At 67.0% G+C, this 15473-nt stretch carries 8 protein-coding genes and 2 pseudogenes; 2 read left to right on the top strand and 8 right to left on the bottom strand.

Annotation, left to right across the window (positions count from 1 at the left end):
- Positions 1–5: 5 nt before the first annotated feature.
- The 3 genes from QCD70_RS02395 to QCD70_RS02385 all read right to left on the bottom strand — a co-directional run bounded on the left by QCD70_RS02395 (position 6) and on the right by QCD70_RS02385 (position 6990).
- The gene (locus tag QCD70_RS02395; RefSeq protein WP_301213545.1) at positions 6–4391 is read right to left on the bottom strand and encodes a beta-L-arabinofuranosidase domain-containing protein; all 4386 of its coding nucleotides are present in this window, start codon (positions 4389–4391) and stop codon (positions 6–8) included.
- A gap of 241 nt (positions 4392–4632) precedes the next feature.
- Complete coding sequence (locus tag QCD70_RS02390; protein ID WP_301213544.1) at positions 4633–5577, bottom strand: quinone oxidoreductase family protein; 945 nt, start codon at positions 5575–5577, stop codon at positions 4633–4635.
- A gap of 114 nt (positions 5578–5691) precedes the next feature.
- Entirely contained in the window at positions 5692–6990 is a 1299-nt protein-coding gene (locus QCD70_RS02385) for an HNH endonuclease signature motif containing protein (protein ID WP_301213543.1), read from the bottom strand.
- 198 nt (positions 6991–7188) lie between these two features.
- On the opposite strand from QCD70_RS02385, the gene QCD70_RS02380 reads away from it, so the two are divergent.
- Positions 7189–8232, top strand: coding sequence for a GNAT family N-acetyltransferase (locus QCD70_RS02380; protein WP_301213542.1), 1044 nt, complete (start codon positions 7189–7191; stop codon positions 8230–8232).
- Positions 8233–8305: 73 nt separating this feature from the next.
- Here the strand turns inward: QCD70_RS02380 and QCD70_RS02375 are convergent, their stop codons facing one another.
- The 5 genes and pseudogenes from QCD70_RS02375 to QCD70_RS02355 all read right to left on the bottom strand — a co-directional run bounded on the left by QCD70_RS02375 (position 8306) and on the right by QCD70_RS02355 (position 13043).
- Positions 8306–9334, bottom strand: coding sequence for an ABC transporter substrate-binding protein (locus QCD70_RS02375; RefSeq protein ID WP_301213541.1), 1029 nt, complete (start codon positions 9332–9334; stop codon positions 8306–8308).
- Between the two features lie 79 nt (positions 9335–9413).
- Entirely contained in the window at positions 9414–10247 is an 834-nt protein-coding gene (locus QCD70_RS02370; protein ID WP_301213539.1) for an amino acid ABC transporter ATP-binding protein, read from the bottom strand.
- Positions 10244–11203 (bottom strand): annotated as a pseudogene (locus tag QCD70_RS02365) (amino acid ABC transporter permease); the annotation flags it as partial. The gene QCD70_RS02370 and the pseudogene QCD70_RS02365, both read right to left, overlap by 4 nt.
- A gap of 276 nt (positions 11204–11479) precedes the next feature.
- Positions 11480–12001: pseudogene (locus tag QCD70_RS02360) on the bottom strand (GNAT family N-acetyltransferase); the annotation flags it as partial.
- Positions 11901–13043: an LLM class flavin-dependent oxidoreductase gene (locus QCD70_RS02355; RefSeq protein ID WP_301213538.1), complete on the bottom strand. Its 1143-nt coding sequence runs from the start codon at positions 13041–13043 to the stop codon at positions 11901–11903. The gene QCD70_RS02355 and the pseudogene QCD70_RS02360, both read right to left, overlap by 101 nt.
- 161 nt (positions 13044–13204) lie before the next feature.
- On the opposite strand from QCD70_RS02355, the gene QCD70_RS02350 reads away from it, so the two are divergent.
- Positions 13205–15307: an FAD/NAD(P)-binding protein gene (locus QCD70_RS02350; RefSeq protein ID WP_301213537.1), complete on the top strand. Its 2103-nt coding sequence runs from the start codon at positions 13205–13207 to the stop codon at positions 15305–15307.
- Positions 15308–15473 lie beyond the last annotated feature (166 nt).

The raw sequence follows: 15473 nt of genomic DNA, 5'->3' as shown, positions 1-15473 counted from the left end.
GCAGGCTAAGCCTTCACCGCCCGTCGGTGGCGGCCGAGGACCAGCAGCGCCGCCCCCGCCAGAAGCGTGAGGAGAGCCGCCGCCCACACCCCATGGTCGACGGAGAGTCCCGTCGCCGGAAGCATCGTGTCGCCCGTGCCGGCGACGGCCGCGTCCGCCGGTGGAACGACGATCCAGGGCGATCCGCCGGAGCCGGGCAGAGTCGGACCGGGGCCCGGGTCAGTGCCCGGATCGGGAACCGTCGGGGCCAGCACGGTGACGGCCGCCTCTCCGATGATGCCGGAGCGTTCACCCGTGGCGCGCAGGGTGTGCGCTCCCACCGGCTGCTCGGCAGGCACGGTGAATGTTCCCGTGAACGCACCGGCACCGTCGCTCTGCACCTCGGCCAACGTGACCGGCTCGGAGAACAACTGCACGATCACCTTCTCGTCGGCGTCGAAGCCGGTGCCGCTCAGGGTGAAACTGCCACCGGCCCGGAGCTCGGTCGAGTCGAGTTCCAGGACGGCGGCCTCGACGGGAGGTGCCGCATCTGCGGTGATGGTGATGTCGTAGGTCGACATCGTCACGTGGTCCTGCGCACTGGCACGCAGGGTCAGGGTGGTCGGTCCGCTCTCGGCGAGTGTCACGGTGCGAGGCAGCGAGTCGTCGATGAGCACGTCGCCCACGAAGACGAGGCCGCTCGGCACGGCGGGGTCGGCATCGAACGTCGCGGCCGTCGCGCCCTCGGGCACGCTCACCCTGTAGGAGTAGACGCCACCCGCCAGCTGCGGGGTCAGGCTTCCGCCCTCGAACGACAGGCCCGCCAGATCCGACTCTGTGGCGAATGAGGTATCGGATGCGGTGTAGACACCGAACACCCCGCCCACGTAGCTCGATCCGTTTCCCTGGAATCGAACGGTCACGACCGGGATCTTCTCGCCTTGCGCGTCGAGCACGTAGGCACCGCTCTGATCGCGCTTGTAGCTGTCCTCTGCCTCGATGGAGGCCAGCACGGAGGCCGGAATCTCGTCGTACTGGATGTACCACGAGCTGGATCCATTGGCATTCGTCACGCGCTCGTTCTTCAGCAGAACGTCGTTGAGGTAGACATCGAACGTGCGCCCATTGTCACCTCCGAAGTAGCGGACCCCGAGGTAGTTCTTCGGCAGCGACGGGTCGACGATCATCTCGTACTGGAAGAACGCGTCGGTGGCCCTCTGCCCGTCTCGGTAGCCCTGGCCGAGGTGCACCCCGACGCCGGACTTGGCGAAGCGGTAGTTCTTGTCGGCCTCGCTGTTGTTGTTGTCGAACGAGGTGAGCGAATCGATCGTGGTCTCGTCGACCCGCAACTGCTCCTTGTTCTGGCGGATCAGAGCCTGGGCCTGCGCCGAGTCGGGCTCGATCAGGTTCATGTAGGTGGCGTAACGCGCGTTGTAGAGGCTGTAATACGGCTCGAAGACGAGTGCGGCCGATGCGGCATCGGTGCCCTGCAGAGCGAAGCGCATCGTCGTGAGGCCGTTCTTGTTGGCACCATCGTCAAGCCGCACGAGGTTGTGGGCGATGTCGTCCCTGAATGCCGTCGCATCCGGAACGACGATGTCGTTGCTCACCGACTTGTCGGCCTGGCTCATGCGCACGAGCACGCCGGCCACATAGTCGGCGTCGACGTTGTTGCGGTTGAGCTCGGTCGCAAGAAGCACGGGGCCGTACTTGAAAGCGACCCAGTCCTTGTTCTCGGTGTTGTTGTCGACGGTCACCGACGCGGGAATCACGTAGCTGATCTGATCACCGGCGGAGACAGGCAGAACGGCGTACCCATCCGACGTGATCGTCGCGACATCGACGGGCGATCCGTTGACCGTGAGGGTCGGGGTCGAAGCGACCCACGCGGGCACACGGAGCTTCAGGGTCGTTCCGTCGCGAAGGGCGCCGCCATCGATGGACTCGACGGTCAGGGAGACCGTGTCGCTCGAGGGCACGTCGGCCACCTGCCGGAGCCGGAGGTTCTGCGCGTCGGAGGTGAACACGGACGACCGGAACTGGTTCACGTAGACGGTGGAGTCCTTCGTGAAGTAGATCGAGTCGCCGAGCTTCGTGAAACTCTCGGTGGCGGTGCCGTGGTCGCACCAGAACTCGTCGAGTTCGCGCCCGAACACCTTGGCGTAGCCCGCCGCCTGAGGCTGGAAGTAGGTCATCATTCCGGTCTCGGGGTTCTGCGAGGCGAGGATGGTGTTGATGTAGGTCGACTCGTAGAAGTCGGCGTACTTCACGTCGGGATCGACCTGGAAGAGAGCCTTCGAGAGCTTGAGCATGTTGTACTCGTTGCAGCCCTCCGAGGTGCTGTTCTCGCCGTACCCGGTGGTCGATCCGCTCGTGCCGTACTGGTAGAGGGTGTCGGCTTCGTGGAAGTGCTCGGAGTAGCTGTTGCCCCCGTTGGCGTAGGTGTGGTCGTCGACCACCATCTGCCAGAAGTTCTCGGCCGCTGTGCGGTACATGCCGAGGTTCGCCTTCTCCGCCTCGGTCAGCGTGGCGTAGAGGTTCGGATTCTCGGTGAACACCGTGTAGCGCTTGAGTGCTCCGATGAGCTTGGGGATGGTGGTGTTCGCGTGCTTTCCGTTCAGCACGTCCTGGCCCGCGGCCAGCTGCTGGAAGAGCGTCACCTCGTCGAAGTACTCCGCCGCGCGCTTGTGGGTCGGATCCTCGGTGATGGCGTAGAGCGAGTAGAGCGCCTCGTTCATTCCGCCGTACTCGGTGTTCAGCAGAGCGCCGGGGTTCGACTGTCGGCCTGCCCAGTTCGTGACCCAGGTGCCGAATCCGCTCGCCACCGCCAGCGCATCCGCCGACACATCCGCGGGGGCGTACTTGTGGGCATCGAGCAGCCCCGCCTCGATCTTGTGCAGGTTGTAGAAGGGAACGAGCAGTCCGTCGCCACCGCCCGGAAGCAGGTTCACCGAGAAGGGAGCCACGTAGCCGGCGTTCGCGGGATCGACCTGGGCATAGGCATCCTGCGCCTTCTTGAGACCGCTGACCGCGGTCGTGAGTTTGGCGAGGAGCGCCGCCTTGGTCGTCGCGTCGGTGGTCGTCGAGTACGACTGCGACAGGGCCGAGATGTAGTGCCCGAAGAAGTGGCCCTGGAAACGCACACCGCTCGTGCGCTCCCATCCGCCGTACGGATCGGCCGTCACGGGCAGGCCCGCCTGTGTGTAGAAACCGTTGAGGAACTTCTCGGGGTCGAGGCTCAGCAGGTAGTCGATCATCTTCTGGTTGCCGTTGACGAGGTAGGGATCCTCGAGCAGTACCTGATCGAGACCCGTCGCGTCGAGGAACGGCGATTCGGCGGATGCGTCGGTCGGCACGATCACCTCGAACGTCTTCGACACGGGGGCGCCGGATCCGTAGGCGGCCGACGCGGTGAGAACAACGGTCGCCGCATCATCGCCACGCACGACGGTGGCTGTGGCTCCGTCGACCGAAATGCGCTCGGGGTCCGACGACGACCAGGCGAAGCGGGTTCCATCGGATGCCTCGACCGGCAATGTGAAGGATGTCGCCGACTGGGCGGGGACGGTCACCGCATCGAGCGCCGCCTGGGCGATCGTCTGCGGGTCGAATGCGGAGTCGTTCTTCTGCGTCAGCGTCACGACATCGTCGATCGTGGCGACCGAGCTGTAGAGCGAGTAGTCGTCGACCAGTCCCGCCACGTGGCCGCCGTTGTAGGTCGGGCCGTTGAAGCCGAGGGTCTTGACCGAGGTGTTCTCGGAGCCGAGCACGCCCGATGCCGCCGACGACACGGGCGTGGAGATCGTTGCGACCTGCCGTACTCCGTTGCGGTAGAAATCGACCTTCTTCGTGGCGCTGTCGTAGCTTGCCACCACGTGCGTCCACGCCCCGGACGGGAAGAAGTCGGAGCGGGGAGACTGAACGACCACCTTGTACGGCTGCCCATCCGAGGGCCCGATCGAGAGAGCGAGCGGGGTGCCGGCACCCTCCGAGGTGAGGTACCAGCCATCCGAGTTGTACACGGTCTTGCTCCAGGCGAACACCTGCTCGCCCGACATCGCGCCGTTCGGCTTGAACCAGAACGAGACCGTGAGGTCGGTCGGCTGCAGTGCCGAGTCGGTTCCGAGGTTGATCGCATTCGACCCGTCGAACGAGAAGGCCTGCCCGTCGATTCCGGTGTCGTACTTCTCGGTGCCCTTCTGCATCGTGGCGTTGCCGGCGCGCGTGCTCGAGTCGGACAGCGAACCGTCGAACGTCAGGTCGAGCACCTTGGCTGCGTCGAGGGCCCCGGATGCGACGGGCTCGGCCGCGACGAGCTGGGGCGCTCCTGTCGACAGCCCGAGGGCCAGAACGGTGGAGAGTGCGAGGGCGAGAGGCGTGCGAAGACGAGTTCGCGAGATGACGCCGGTCATAGTTCTTTCCTTCTGTCGACAGCAACGTTGCTGAGGTACCAGGTCAATTCAGAAGCGCTCGATGATGCGAGATGTGAGCGGTAACAATGACCATAGGGTATGGATTATGAGACGGCAATGATCAAAATTGTGAGCGCTCATAGTTGAACCGTTCCAACGTCCTGCAGACGTCGATCTGCCCCCGGACTGCGCAGGCGTCGCCACGCGTCAGCACCCCGTGACCGTTCGATGTGAGGATCCGCTAAGGGATGAGCACGATCTTTCCGCGGGTGTGGCCCTCTTCGCTGAGGCGTTGCGCATCGGCGGCACGGGCCAGCGGGAACCGCTCCGAGACCTCGACGTCGAACTGTCCCTGCGACGCGAGCTCGATCGCCGCGGGAACTCCCTCGGCGCGCAGCCGCAGCTCCTCGTCGGTGAGCGGAACCGGGCTTCCGCCCGACCAGGCGCGGATGCCCAGTTCGGCTGCCCTGGGGCCTGCCACGATCGTGCCGATGTGCGAACGGTCGTCGACGAGGGCGAAGGATGCCTCGAGCGCCTCGTCGGTGCCGGCCCCGTCGAGCACGACATCGATTCCGTCGGGTGCCGCCTCACGCACGCGCTCGACGAGGCCGTCGCCGTAGCTCAGGGGAACGGCGCCCAGTTCGGCCAGCCGAGCGTGATTCGACGGACTCGCCGTGGCGAACACCGTCGCACCCCAGGCCACCGCGAACTGCACCGCGGCCTGACCGACGCCGCCCGTTCCACCGTGGATGAGCAGGCGGGTCCCCTCGCCCACTCCGAGCGAGCGGAGCGCCTGGTACGCCGTCGACACGGGAATGCCGACGGCCGCGGCCTGCGACCAGGTCCACACCGACGGCTTGCGCACGAGCGTGGAGGGCTCGAGCACGAGGTGGCTCGCGTAGGCGCCGGTGGCGCCCTGAACGATGACCTCGTCGCCAGCGGCCCAGCCGTGGACCCCGGACCCGACCTCGAGAACCACGCCCGACGCATCCGACCCCACGCGCCGCGGCGCGTCGATCGGAGGGGTCGGCCGCTTGCCCGAGCGCAGCTTCGAGTCGATGGGGTTCACCCCGACGGCCTGCACCTCGACGAGCACCTGCCCGTCCGAGACTGCGGGGATCGGAACCTCGACGACCTCCAGAACGTCCGGTCCTCCGAGACGTGAATACTGAACAATCGTCGCCATCGTCGACTCCCTCTTCTGCTTCTGCTCATGCCCACTCGTTCTGCATGAGGCGGGTCGAGCGCGACGCTAGTTCGCGTCGGCGCGCATTGCAAGTGCATGCAGCCGACAGAATTCTCAGAAGGGGCAGGGTTCTTCTGTGGTCGCCTCCCCCGGTGTGGTCTTCGTCATCGCGTCGATAAGCACTTCGGGGGCGGGTCGCATGATGCCTTGGGGTTCGAAGACGTAGACGAGGCCGGCGGGCGAGGTCCAGCTGAGGGTGTTGTTCTCTCCTTGCTCGATCTGCCACCGGGTGTGATGCTTCACCCGGTGATGGGTGGGCGAGAGCGGAGCGAGGTTGTCGTCTTCAGTCAGTCCCGCGGCCGCGAAGTCGACGGTGTGGTCGATGTCGGCCCCGACGGAGTCGTCGGCGCAGCCGCCGAACACGCAGTACGGATGCACCAGGGTGGCGTGGTCACGCATCTCCTGCGTCGGCCGGTAGTCAGTTGGGCTCACCTGCAGGATGCGGCCCGTGATCGGGTCGGTCAGGATGCGCCGCCACGAGGTCGCATCGGCGGTCAGCCGTGCCGCGGTGACCGGGTCGATCGGGCCGTACCCGCGGAGGATCGCCGGCTCTTCCCCCACACCGAGCAGCGTCATCGCGGGGACCATCACATGCACCCGGCCCCGGATGCCCTGTGTTGCACCCGGGATCGATGGTTCCCCGTTCAGCGTGAGGTCGGTGAGGACATCGACGCGCAGTTGGGTGATGCTACGCGGGTCACCGCCCGCTTTCAGACCCTTCGCCAACACCATTGCCCGGTTCGCGATCGTGTAGATCTCAGGGGCCGGGGCGAACAGGGTGAGGTAGGCCATGCCATCCTTGCCTGGGTCGACCGTGACGCGCCTCGTCTTGACTGCCTTCTCAACCTGCTCGACCACCGTCTTCGGGTTCGCGGTCTGGGCCTGCGAACGCGCGCGGTACTCGAGTTGCTTGTAGGTGAGGGCGGGAGCGAGTTTTGCCATGCGGCTGTCGTACTTCTCGAGCGCCTCCCCCTCCAAGCCGTCGGAGTGGACCGCGATCACCGTCGCATGCTCCTGGGACATCTCCCCCGCGGCGAGCACGGCGAACGATGCCGGGAGTTTCGATACCAACGCGATCGCGGTGTCTGCCAGGGTGCGGGCACGGTACTCGGTGCGGTGGGTGAGCATGGCGACCTCGGTGAAGAACTCCACCTCGGCCACTCGTCGCGGCGACCACTGTGGGCCTGCCGTGGACTGATCGTGCGGGGCGTCGGCCAGCAGCAGCTGCCAGGCGTCGTGCACGTCGGTGGCCCGCAACGCAGACAGCTCGGCTATCTGTCTGTCACGGGCGGCTATTCGCTCGAGTGCCACCACATATGGTGACTGCTCGGGAGGGATATCGGCTGGTGTCATAGGAGAAGTCAAACAGTGACCACCGACATCGGATCGATCACGACAATCGGTTCTTGATCAGGGGTTACGCCTGTGGATAACCCACCGAAAGGGCACCCTGTGGAGGAGTAGTCGTGACTGAGTGGACTGCCCTTCGACAGGCTCAGGGAACGGGTCTGCGATTCCTCTCTGTCAGGTCGGATCTCGTAGTCTCGACTGGTGTCCGAACCGCTTGAAACCCAGCCCGAACTCGCCTTCACTGTGCGGCAGGCGCGAGAAGACGAGTACGAGGCCACCGGCGAACTCACCTCGCTCGGCTTCGCCACCGGCCCCTACGCCCACCTGCCCCGCCGACCGGAACGCGTCGCCCTCGAGCGCGACGCGGGTGCCCGCGCCGGCGACGGCGGACTGCTCGTCGCCGTCGAAGACGACACGAACAGGCTCCTCGGCACCGCCACGGTCACTCGGGCCGAGAACCCGATCTCACGGCAGGCGCGCGACGGCGAAGCCGAGCTGCGCCTCGTCGCCGTAGACCCGGCCGCCCGGGGTCGCGGCGTCGCGCAGGCGCTGGTGCAGGCATCCATCGACCTGGCCCGCAGCTGGGGCGTGCCGGGGCTCGTGCTCGACACCGGCCCCCTCAACCACACCGCGCAGCGCAACTACCTGCGCGCCGGATTCGAGCGGGTCGTCGCTCGCGAACTCGGCACCGAGACCGGCATCGGCACGCCCCAGGTCTACCGCTACGCGTTCGACGATGTCGCGCCCGTGCGCATCCGGCTTGTCCGGCCGCACGAACTGGATGCCGTGGCCCGGCTCACCGTCGAGGCCTACACCCGCGACTACCGGCTTTCAGAGACCTATCGCCGGTCGCTCGTCGAGGTGCACGACCGGGCCCGCTCCGGCGAGGTGTGGGTGGCCGAGGACACGGCGACCGGCGAACTCCTCGGAACCGTCTGGACGCCCCGCGAGGGCTCGCGCCTGTCCGACGTCGCGCGTGACGACGAGCTCGACTTCCGGTTGCTCGCCGTGGCCCCGGATGCGCGTGGTCGCGGCATCGGGGCGGCCCTCACCGAGCACGTGATCGGTCTCGCGCGCATCCGCGGCGTTCGACGAGTCGTTCTGAACACCGGAAGCTCGATGGTCGGCGCCCAACGCCTCTACGAACGGCTAGGCTTCGTGCGGCTTGCCGAGCGCGAGGGCCGCATCGAGGTCGAACCCGGGTTCTTCGTCGACCTCCTGGCCTTCGGCTACGACCTCGACTGAGCAGAGAAGAGCCCTTCGACAGGCTCAGGGAACGGGTTTCGTTCCCTGAACCTGTCGAAGGGGCCGGGTTCAGCTAGTCGGTCTTCGGCAGTCCGGGAGGGTTGACCTGGCTCGTCGGGATCGACTCGCTGTCGAGGCCCCAACGGTCGAGCACCTCCTGGTACTCGCCGCCGTCGATCGCGGCGTTGAGCACGATGTTCACGGCGTCGATCAGGCCGTTGCCCTTCTTGGTGGCCGCCGCGATGTCGGCCGTCTGGGGCCATCCGCCGCTGATGGTGCCGACGAGCTTCGTGTCTCCCGTCGAGGCCGCGGCGTAGGCGCCGGTCGCGTTGGGCTCGAAGTACGCGTCCGCCCGACCCGACTGAATCGCGAGGTTCGCCGCCGCGGTGTCGTTGTAGTACACGAGCTCGGCGGGCTTCTCGCCTGCGGCGGTGAGCTCCTCGTTCCAGGCGAGCAGGATCTTCTCCTGGTTGGTTCCCGATCCCACGATGATGGTGAGCCCGGAGATGTCCTTGGCCTCCTCGATCGATGCGATGTCGCTGTCGGCCTTCACATAGAAGCCGAGCAGGTCGACCCGGTAGCTGGCGAAGTCGTACAGCTCCTTGCGCTCCTCGGTGACCGTCACGTTGTTGAGGATGATGTCGTACTTGCCCGACTGGATTCCCAGCGGCCAGTCGGCCCAGTCGACCGAGACCGGGTTGTACTCGAGGCCCAGTCCGTCGGCGACGAGGGCGGCGAAGTCGGCTTCGCTTCCCAGCGCCGTGGTGTTGTCGTCGGATGCCGCGAAGACCAGGGGCGGGGCGCCGCTCGCGACGGTCTGGGCGACGGTGAGCTTGCCGGGTTCGATCGGCTGGAAGCCGCTCGCCTCGAGGGATGCGACGGCGTCGGCGACGGGGTCGATGCTCGGCCGGTCGTCGGCATTCTTCGACGTGAGGTCGAACGAGGTCGCAGCGGCGACCTGATCCTCTGTCGAACCGGTCGGCTTGACGTCGGCCGAGGTCGAGCTGTTCGCGTTGGCGGCGAGGGCGATGCCGCCTCCGGCCAGGGCCACGACGACGACTGCGCCGACGATGACCCCGATCTGCTTCTTGTTTATTGCCATGATCTGGTGGTGCCTCTCTGGAGTGATGCTGTGATGGAGCGGTGGAGTGATGCTGGGGTGCTCGGGCTGTGACGAATCGTCAGAGCACCTTGCGGAGGAAGTCCTTGGTTCGGGGGTGGCGCGGCTTCAGCAGCACCTGGCTCGGCGTGCCCTCTTCGAGGATCTCGCCCTGCTCGAGGAACACGACGCGGTCGGCGACCTCGCGGGCGAAGCCGATCTCGTGGGTCACGATGATGAGCGTCGTGCCGCTCTTCGACAGCTCCCGGATGACGTCGAGCACCTCCCCGACGAGCTCCGGGTCGAGCGCGCTGGTCGGCTCATCGAAGAGCAGCACCTTCGGGTTCAAGGCCAGCGCTCGGGCGATCGCCACGCGCTGCTGCTGACCGCCGGAGAGCTGACGCGGGTAGTGGTGCTCCTTGTCTGCCAGCCCGACGCGCGCGAGCAGGGCCTTCGCCTGTTCACGGGCCTCCGCCTTGGTCGCGCGTTTGAGTGCGACCGGTGCCGCGACGACGTTCTCGAGGGCGGTGAGGTGCGGAAAAAGATTGAAGTTCTGAAAGACGATGCCGATCTGCGTGCGGCGTTCGAGCACGTTCTTCTCGGGTAGCTCGTGAAGCCGGCCCGAGCGCAGTTCGTAGCCGATGTACTGGCCGTCGACCGTCACCGATCCGGAGTCGACCGTCTCGAGGTGGTTGATGGTGCGCAGCAGCGTCGACTTGCCCGAGCCCGACGGTCCGATGAGGGCGATCACCTCTCCCGGCTGCACGGTCAGGGAGACGTCGCGCAGCACCCGCACGGCCCCGTAGCTCTTCGAGACGTCGGTGATCTCGACGAGCCCGACCGTGGCCCGCACCGGCTTCGAAGGCAGAGGGATGGCCTGCTCGTCGAACGATCTGATGAACGTCGGTGTGCTCATGATCCGCTCCCCAGGATGGTGTCGTGTCGTCGGTTCTTCTCTGCGGCGAGCGGGTCGCCGGTCGTGTCGTCGCCGAGGCGGGCCCACTGCTGTTTCACCCAGGCCGTGGCCCGCTGGATGGGTGTGGGCGGCAGCTCGCGATGCGCCCCGCGGGCGTAGTGCCGCTCGACGTAGAACTGGATGATCGAGAGCACGGTCGTGATGATCGCGTACCAGACCACCGCCACGAGCAGCAGGGGAATGACCCGCTGGTTGCGGTTGTAGATGACCTGAACCGTGTAGAACAGTTCGGGCAGCGCCACGACGAACACCACCGAGGTGCCCTTCACGAGACCGATGACCTCGTTGAAGAAGTTCGGCAGAATGGCTCGGGCAGCCTGCGGCAGGATGATGCGGAAGAACCGCACCCGGCGTGGCAGCCCGAGGGCGGCCGAGGCTTCGAGCTGACCCTGGTCGACCGACAGGATGCCGCCGCGAATGATCTCGGCGAAATAGGCGGCCTGGTGCAGCGTGAGTCCGATGGTCGCCGCGGCGAACGCGGTGATCAGCGTGGTGGTCGAGAACTCGACCAGCCAGAAGTCCGTGGTGAACGGGGTTCCGAGCCCCAGCGTCGGATAGAGGTAGCCGAGGTTGTACCAGACGAGGATCTGCACCAGCAGCGGCACCGAGCGGAAGAACCAGATGTAGGCGTAGGCGGCACCGCTGAGCAGTGGTGATTTCGAGAGCCGGAAGTTCGCGAGCACGGCTCCGAGGATGAATCCTCCGATGACCGACACGACCGTCAGACCCAGGGTCACGCCGAGGCTGTTCAGCACCGACTGCGAGAAGAAGTACTCGGCGAAGACGTTCCACTCGTACTGCTGGTTCGTGAAGAGCGACCACACGAACTGCAGCACGACGAACGCGACGAGCGCGCTGAGCACCCACCGCCACCAGTGCCGAGTGGGCACGACCTTCACGGCCCGTTCCCTGAGCTTGTCGAAGGGCTCGTCCGATCGCCATTCCCTGAGGTTGTCGAAGGGCTTATCCCCCTTCGACAGGCTCAGGGAACGGTCGTCTCCCTTCGACGGGCTCAGGGAACGGTTCGACCGGCTCAGGGAACGCACGGCGAGACTCTCGTCATGGGCCGTCGTGATGCCGGCCACGTCGAGCGGCTCGTCATCCAGGCTCTTGGCGAACCCGTGCACGATCACCTCTTCGGGGTCGAGCGTGGTGTCGAAGAGCGGCGTGTAGCCGGTCTGGAAGTAGAGGTGCTTCGCCTCGGGCTGGCGAGGACCGGTGGTGAGGTAGGCCCGTGTGTAGCCGCGGCGCACGGCCTCGTCTTCGAGCTCTCTCACGACGCGGCGGGCCAGTCCCTGGCGGCGGTGCGCCGACGAGGTCCAGATGCGCTTCAGCTCGGCCGTGCGATCGTCGAATCTCTTGTAGGCGCCGCCGGCGATGGGCACGCCGCCGCGAAGCAGCAGCACGAACGCTCCGCCCTGCTCAGCCGAGAACGCCTCGACCGGATAGCGCCGGATCTCGGCCGACGCCTTCTCTCCGAAGAACTCGCCGTAGCGGGCGTCGTACTCCTGCTCGAGTTCACGCAGAAGGGGCTCGGCGAGCACGTCGTCGGCCGCGACGTAGACGAAGCGGTCGGTCACCTGCACGGTGTGCTCATGCAGCGTCACGGGACGCCTCCGGCCCGGCTGCAGAGGACGTGCTCGCGGCGGCCGCGTCGCGCTTCGCGACCTCGTCGCGCACCAGCGGAATGACATAGCGGCCGAAGTCGATGGTGTCGTTCACGAAGTCGTAGCCGCGCGCCGAGATGATGTCGACTCCGAGGTCGATGTAGTCGAGCAGAGCGGCGGCCACCGTCTCGGGTGTGCCGACGAGGGCGTTCGAGTTGCCCCGACCGCCGGATGCCGCGGCGGGCCTGGTCCACAGCGCCCGGTCGAAGCGGTCGCCCTGGCTCGCGATCGAGAGCAGCCGCTGCGATCCGGCGTTCTCGGGGTTCTTCAGATCTCCGACGAACGAGTTCGGCGCCGCCTGAGCCTGCCGTGCCTCGATCTTTCCGAGGATCTCCTCTGCCTTCTTCCACGCCAGTTCCTCGGTGGCGCCGAGGATCGGACGGAACGCGACCTGGATGCGGGGCCGCTCGGTGCGTCCGGCCGCGAGCGCCTCGACCGTGATGCGCTCGATCTGCTCGGCGGTGTTCGCCAGCGGCTCGCCCCACAGCGCGTAGATGTCGGCGTCGGCCGCACCGATGCGATACGCCGCGTCGCTGGAGCCGCCGAACGAGATCTGCGGGCGGGGCTGCTGCGCCGGCCAGATGTCGCTGACGAAGTCATCGAAGCGATAGTGCGCCCCGTCGAAGCTGAACGGCTCGCGGCTGGTCCACGCCTTCTTCACGATCTGGATGTATTCGCCGGTGCGGGCGTAGCGCTCGTCCTTGGTGAGGAAGTCGCCCTCCGCGGCCTGGTCGGCCGTCGATCCGCCCGTGATGACGTGCACGTTCAGGCGTCCGTCGCTGATCTGGTCGAGCGTCGCGAAGACCTTCGCCGCATAGGTGGGGTACGACACGTTCGGCCGGTGCGCGAGCAGGATCTTGAGGTGATCGAGCTTCGACGCGATGTAGGCCGCCGCGGTCGCCGGGTCGGGCGAGCCCGAGTGGTAGGCGAAGAGGATGCGATCCCAGCCGTTGTCCTCATGCGCTCGGGCGAACCGCAGCGTGTAGTCCTTGTCGAAACTGGCGCCGGAACGCGACTGGGTCTCGCCGCCGTCATTGAGCCCGGCGATGCCGAGGAATTCGATGGGCATGTCTGCCTCCTTCTCATGGTCTCGACACGGGCCGTGTCGCGTTGGAGAGACGTTAGGTGGGCTCGCGCAAGCCGGCCAAGCGATTTCGTTCACAATTCGTCACGTCGTCATGCGGGGTCACATTCCTCGATTTCGATGGACGAAACGTCGACGGTTGTGGGATGTCGCACGCGCACCACTCCTCAGCCGCTTCGCCCGAGCTCCACGTCGCCCTCATCGGCGGCGGCCCTCGCGGAGCCGGCGTTCTCGAGCGGCTCGCCGCCAACCTCCCCGAGCTGTGGGTCGCCGACGCACGGATCGTCATCCACGTGATCGACCCGCATCCGGCCGGCCCCGGCCGCATCTGGCGTTACGCGCAGTCCCCTCTTCTCAAGCTCAACTCCATGGCGGCCGACGTCACGATGTTCACCGACGAGTCGTCGACGATCGAGGGACCGGTGCGGCCCGGCCCGTCGCTCATCGAGTGGGCCGGCCTCGTGAACGCGGGCGAGATCGCGATCCCCCGCGTCGATGCGCGCCTCCGCCAGGAGATCGAGAACCTGTCGCCCGCGAGCTTTCCCACGCGCCGCCTGCAGAGCCTCTACCTCAGCTGGTTCTTCGAGGATGCCGTGGGTCTTCTTCCCGCGACCGTCACGGTCGTCGTGCACCGGGCATCCGCCGTCGAGACCGTCGACGAGGGGCCGACCCATCGCATCCGGCTCGACGACGGCGTCTCGATCGCGGCCGACGTGGTGCTGTACTCGCTCGGCCACACCGGGGCCGAGGCCGAGCCGGAGCACGCCGATCTCATCGACTTCGCCCGTCGCCGCGAGCTGTTCTATCTGCCCCCGGCGTTCACGGCGGATGCCGACACCCGCGCGATCGTTCCCGGCCAGCGCGTGATCGTGCGCGGCATGGGCCTCGCGGCCGTCGACCTCACGGTGCTGCTCACCGAGGGCCGGGGCGGCCGCTTCGATCGCGGCGACGACGGAGTGCTGCGGTATACGGCGTCGGGGCTCGAGCCGCGGCTGTACTTCGGATCGCGCCGTGGGGTGCCGTACCACTCGAAGATCTCGTCGACGCTGGTGGGCGAGCGCCCCGAGACCCGGTACTTCACGCCGGCCGTGGCCCGCTCGCTCGAGGAGTCGCTTCCGTCGCTCGATCTCAGCGTCGACGTGTGGCCGCTCATCGCGAAGGACATGCTGTGGGGGTACTACCGCGAGCTGTTCACCGGACACCCCGAGCGGGTGGAGTCGAGCTGGGATGCGTTCGTTCAGGTCTTCGACCGGCTCGACCCGCGGGCGCTGCTGCTGGCCGCGCCGCACATCGATGTCGCCGACAGTACACCGCGCGGCCACGCGATCCCGTCGTTCGAGGGCGAAGACGAGCACATCGCCCGTGACGCGCAGACCTTCGTCGACCTGGTCGAGGGCACGGTCGCCTACGCCGACGACAGGCTCTTCCTGCCGGAGCTCGACCGCCCTCTCGGCGGCGCCCTCGTCGCCGACCCGGGCGAGCTGCAGGAGCTCGTGCGCGACTACATCCGCACAGACCTGCAGCTGCGCACCAGGCCGGAGCACAGCGCCACGCTCGGCCTGTTCATCGCTCTTCTCACGAGCCTCTTCACCCTGTCGGACATCGTGGACTCGCCCAAGTGGACCGCTCAGTCGCGGGTGCGCGACATCCACGGCTGGTGGCTCGGCTACTTCAGCTTCATCGCCAGCGGGCCGCCCGCGCACCGGCTCGAGGAGCTCGTCGCCCTGTCGGAGGCGGGCATCGTCGAGTTCCTCGGCGCCGGAATCTGGGTGGAGGCCGACGAGAACGAGGGCATCTTCCGCGCGGGCAGCGCCACGACGCCGGCGACCGTCACCGCGAGCGCCCTGGTGGATGCGCGGCTGCCCGAGACCGCGATCTCGCGCAGCGACAACGAGCTGTTGAGGTCGCTGGTCTCGAGCGGCGCCGGCCTCGAGGAGATCGTGAGCGACGGAGCGTACTCGGCCAGCACGGGGAGGCTGTCGGTGCGGCAGCTCGACACCCGGCTGGTGAGTGCGGGCGGTTCGCACTCCTCGCGCCAGTACGCGATCGGACCGTACACGAACTCTCCGTTCGTGGGGGCGTTCTCGCGCCCGCGCACCAATGCGATCTCGTTCCGCGAGAACGACAAGGTCGCCCGCGCCATCCTGAACAGCCTCGCCGAGCTCGCCGAGGAGCGTGGCCTCGATACGCCCGCTCGTTCCTCGGGGGCTACTCGACCGGCGCCGTCCTCCCCCGCGCTGATCGAGTAGCTCGCCCCGCGCACCTCCCGCGCTGATCGAGTAGGTCGCGCAGCGACCGTATCGAGATCACTCCCTCTGAGATGACGCACATGGCGGCTTTCAGACGAGCGAAGCTACCATCTGCGCCACCTCAGTACCGTGCAATACTCCGGCGCACGAGAGGTGGCGCCGGCGC

Source organism: Agreia sp. PsM10, from assembly GCF_030433855.1.
Taxonomy (GTDB): Bacteria; Actinomycetota; Actinomycetes; order Actinomycetales; family Microbacteriaceae; genus Agreia.
The sequence above is the reverse complement of the archived record's forward strand: the minus strand, read 5'-3'. Positions and strand labels throughout refer to the sequence as shown.

What these genes read in the sequence shown, in the direction of transcription:
- QCD70_RS02395 (WP_301213545.1), bottom strand. Translation starts at nt 4,391, where the DNA reads ATGACCGGCGTCATCTCGCGAACTCGTCTTCGCACGCCTCTCGCCCTC.
- QCD70_RS02390 (WP_301213544.1), bottom strand. Translation starts at nt 5,577, where the DNA reads ATGGCGACGATTGTTCAGTATTCACGTCTCGGAGGACCGGACGTTCTG.
- QCD70_RS02385 (WP_301213543.1), bottom strand. Translation starts at nt 6,990, where the DNA reads ATGACACCAGCCGATATCCCTCCCGAGCAGTCACCATATGTGGTGGCA.
- QCD70_RS02375 (WP_301213541.1), bottom strand. Translation starts at nt 9,334, where the DNA reads ATGGCAATAAACAAGAAGCAGATCGGGGTCATCGTCGGCGCAGTCGTC.
- QCD70_RS02370 (WP_301213539.1), bottom strand. Translation starts at nt 10,247, where the DNA reads ATGAGCACACCGACGTTCATCAGATCGTTCGACGAGCAGGCCATCCCT.
- QCD70_RS02355 (WP_301213538.1), bottom strand. Translation starts at nt 13,043, where the DNA reads ATGCCCATCGAATTCCTCGGCATCGCCGGGCTCAATGACGGCGGCGAG.
- QCD70_RS02350 (WP_301213537.1), top strand. Translation starts at nt 13,205, where the DNA reads ATGTCGCACGCGCACCACTCCTCAGCCGCTTCGCCCGAGCTCCACGTC.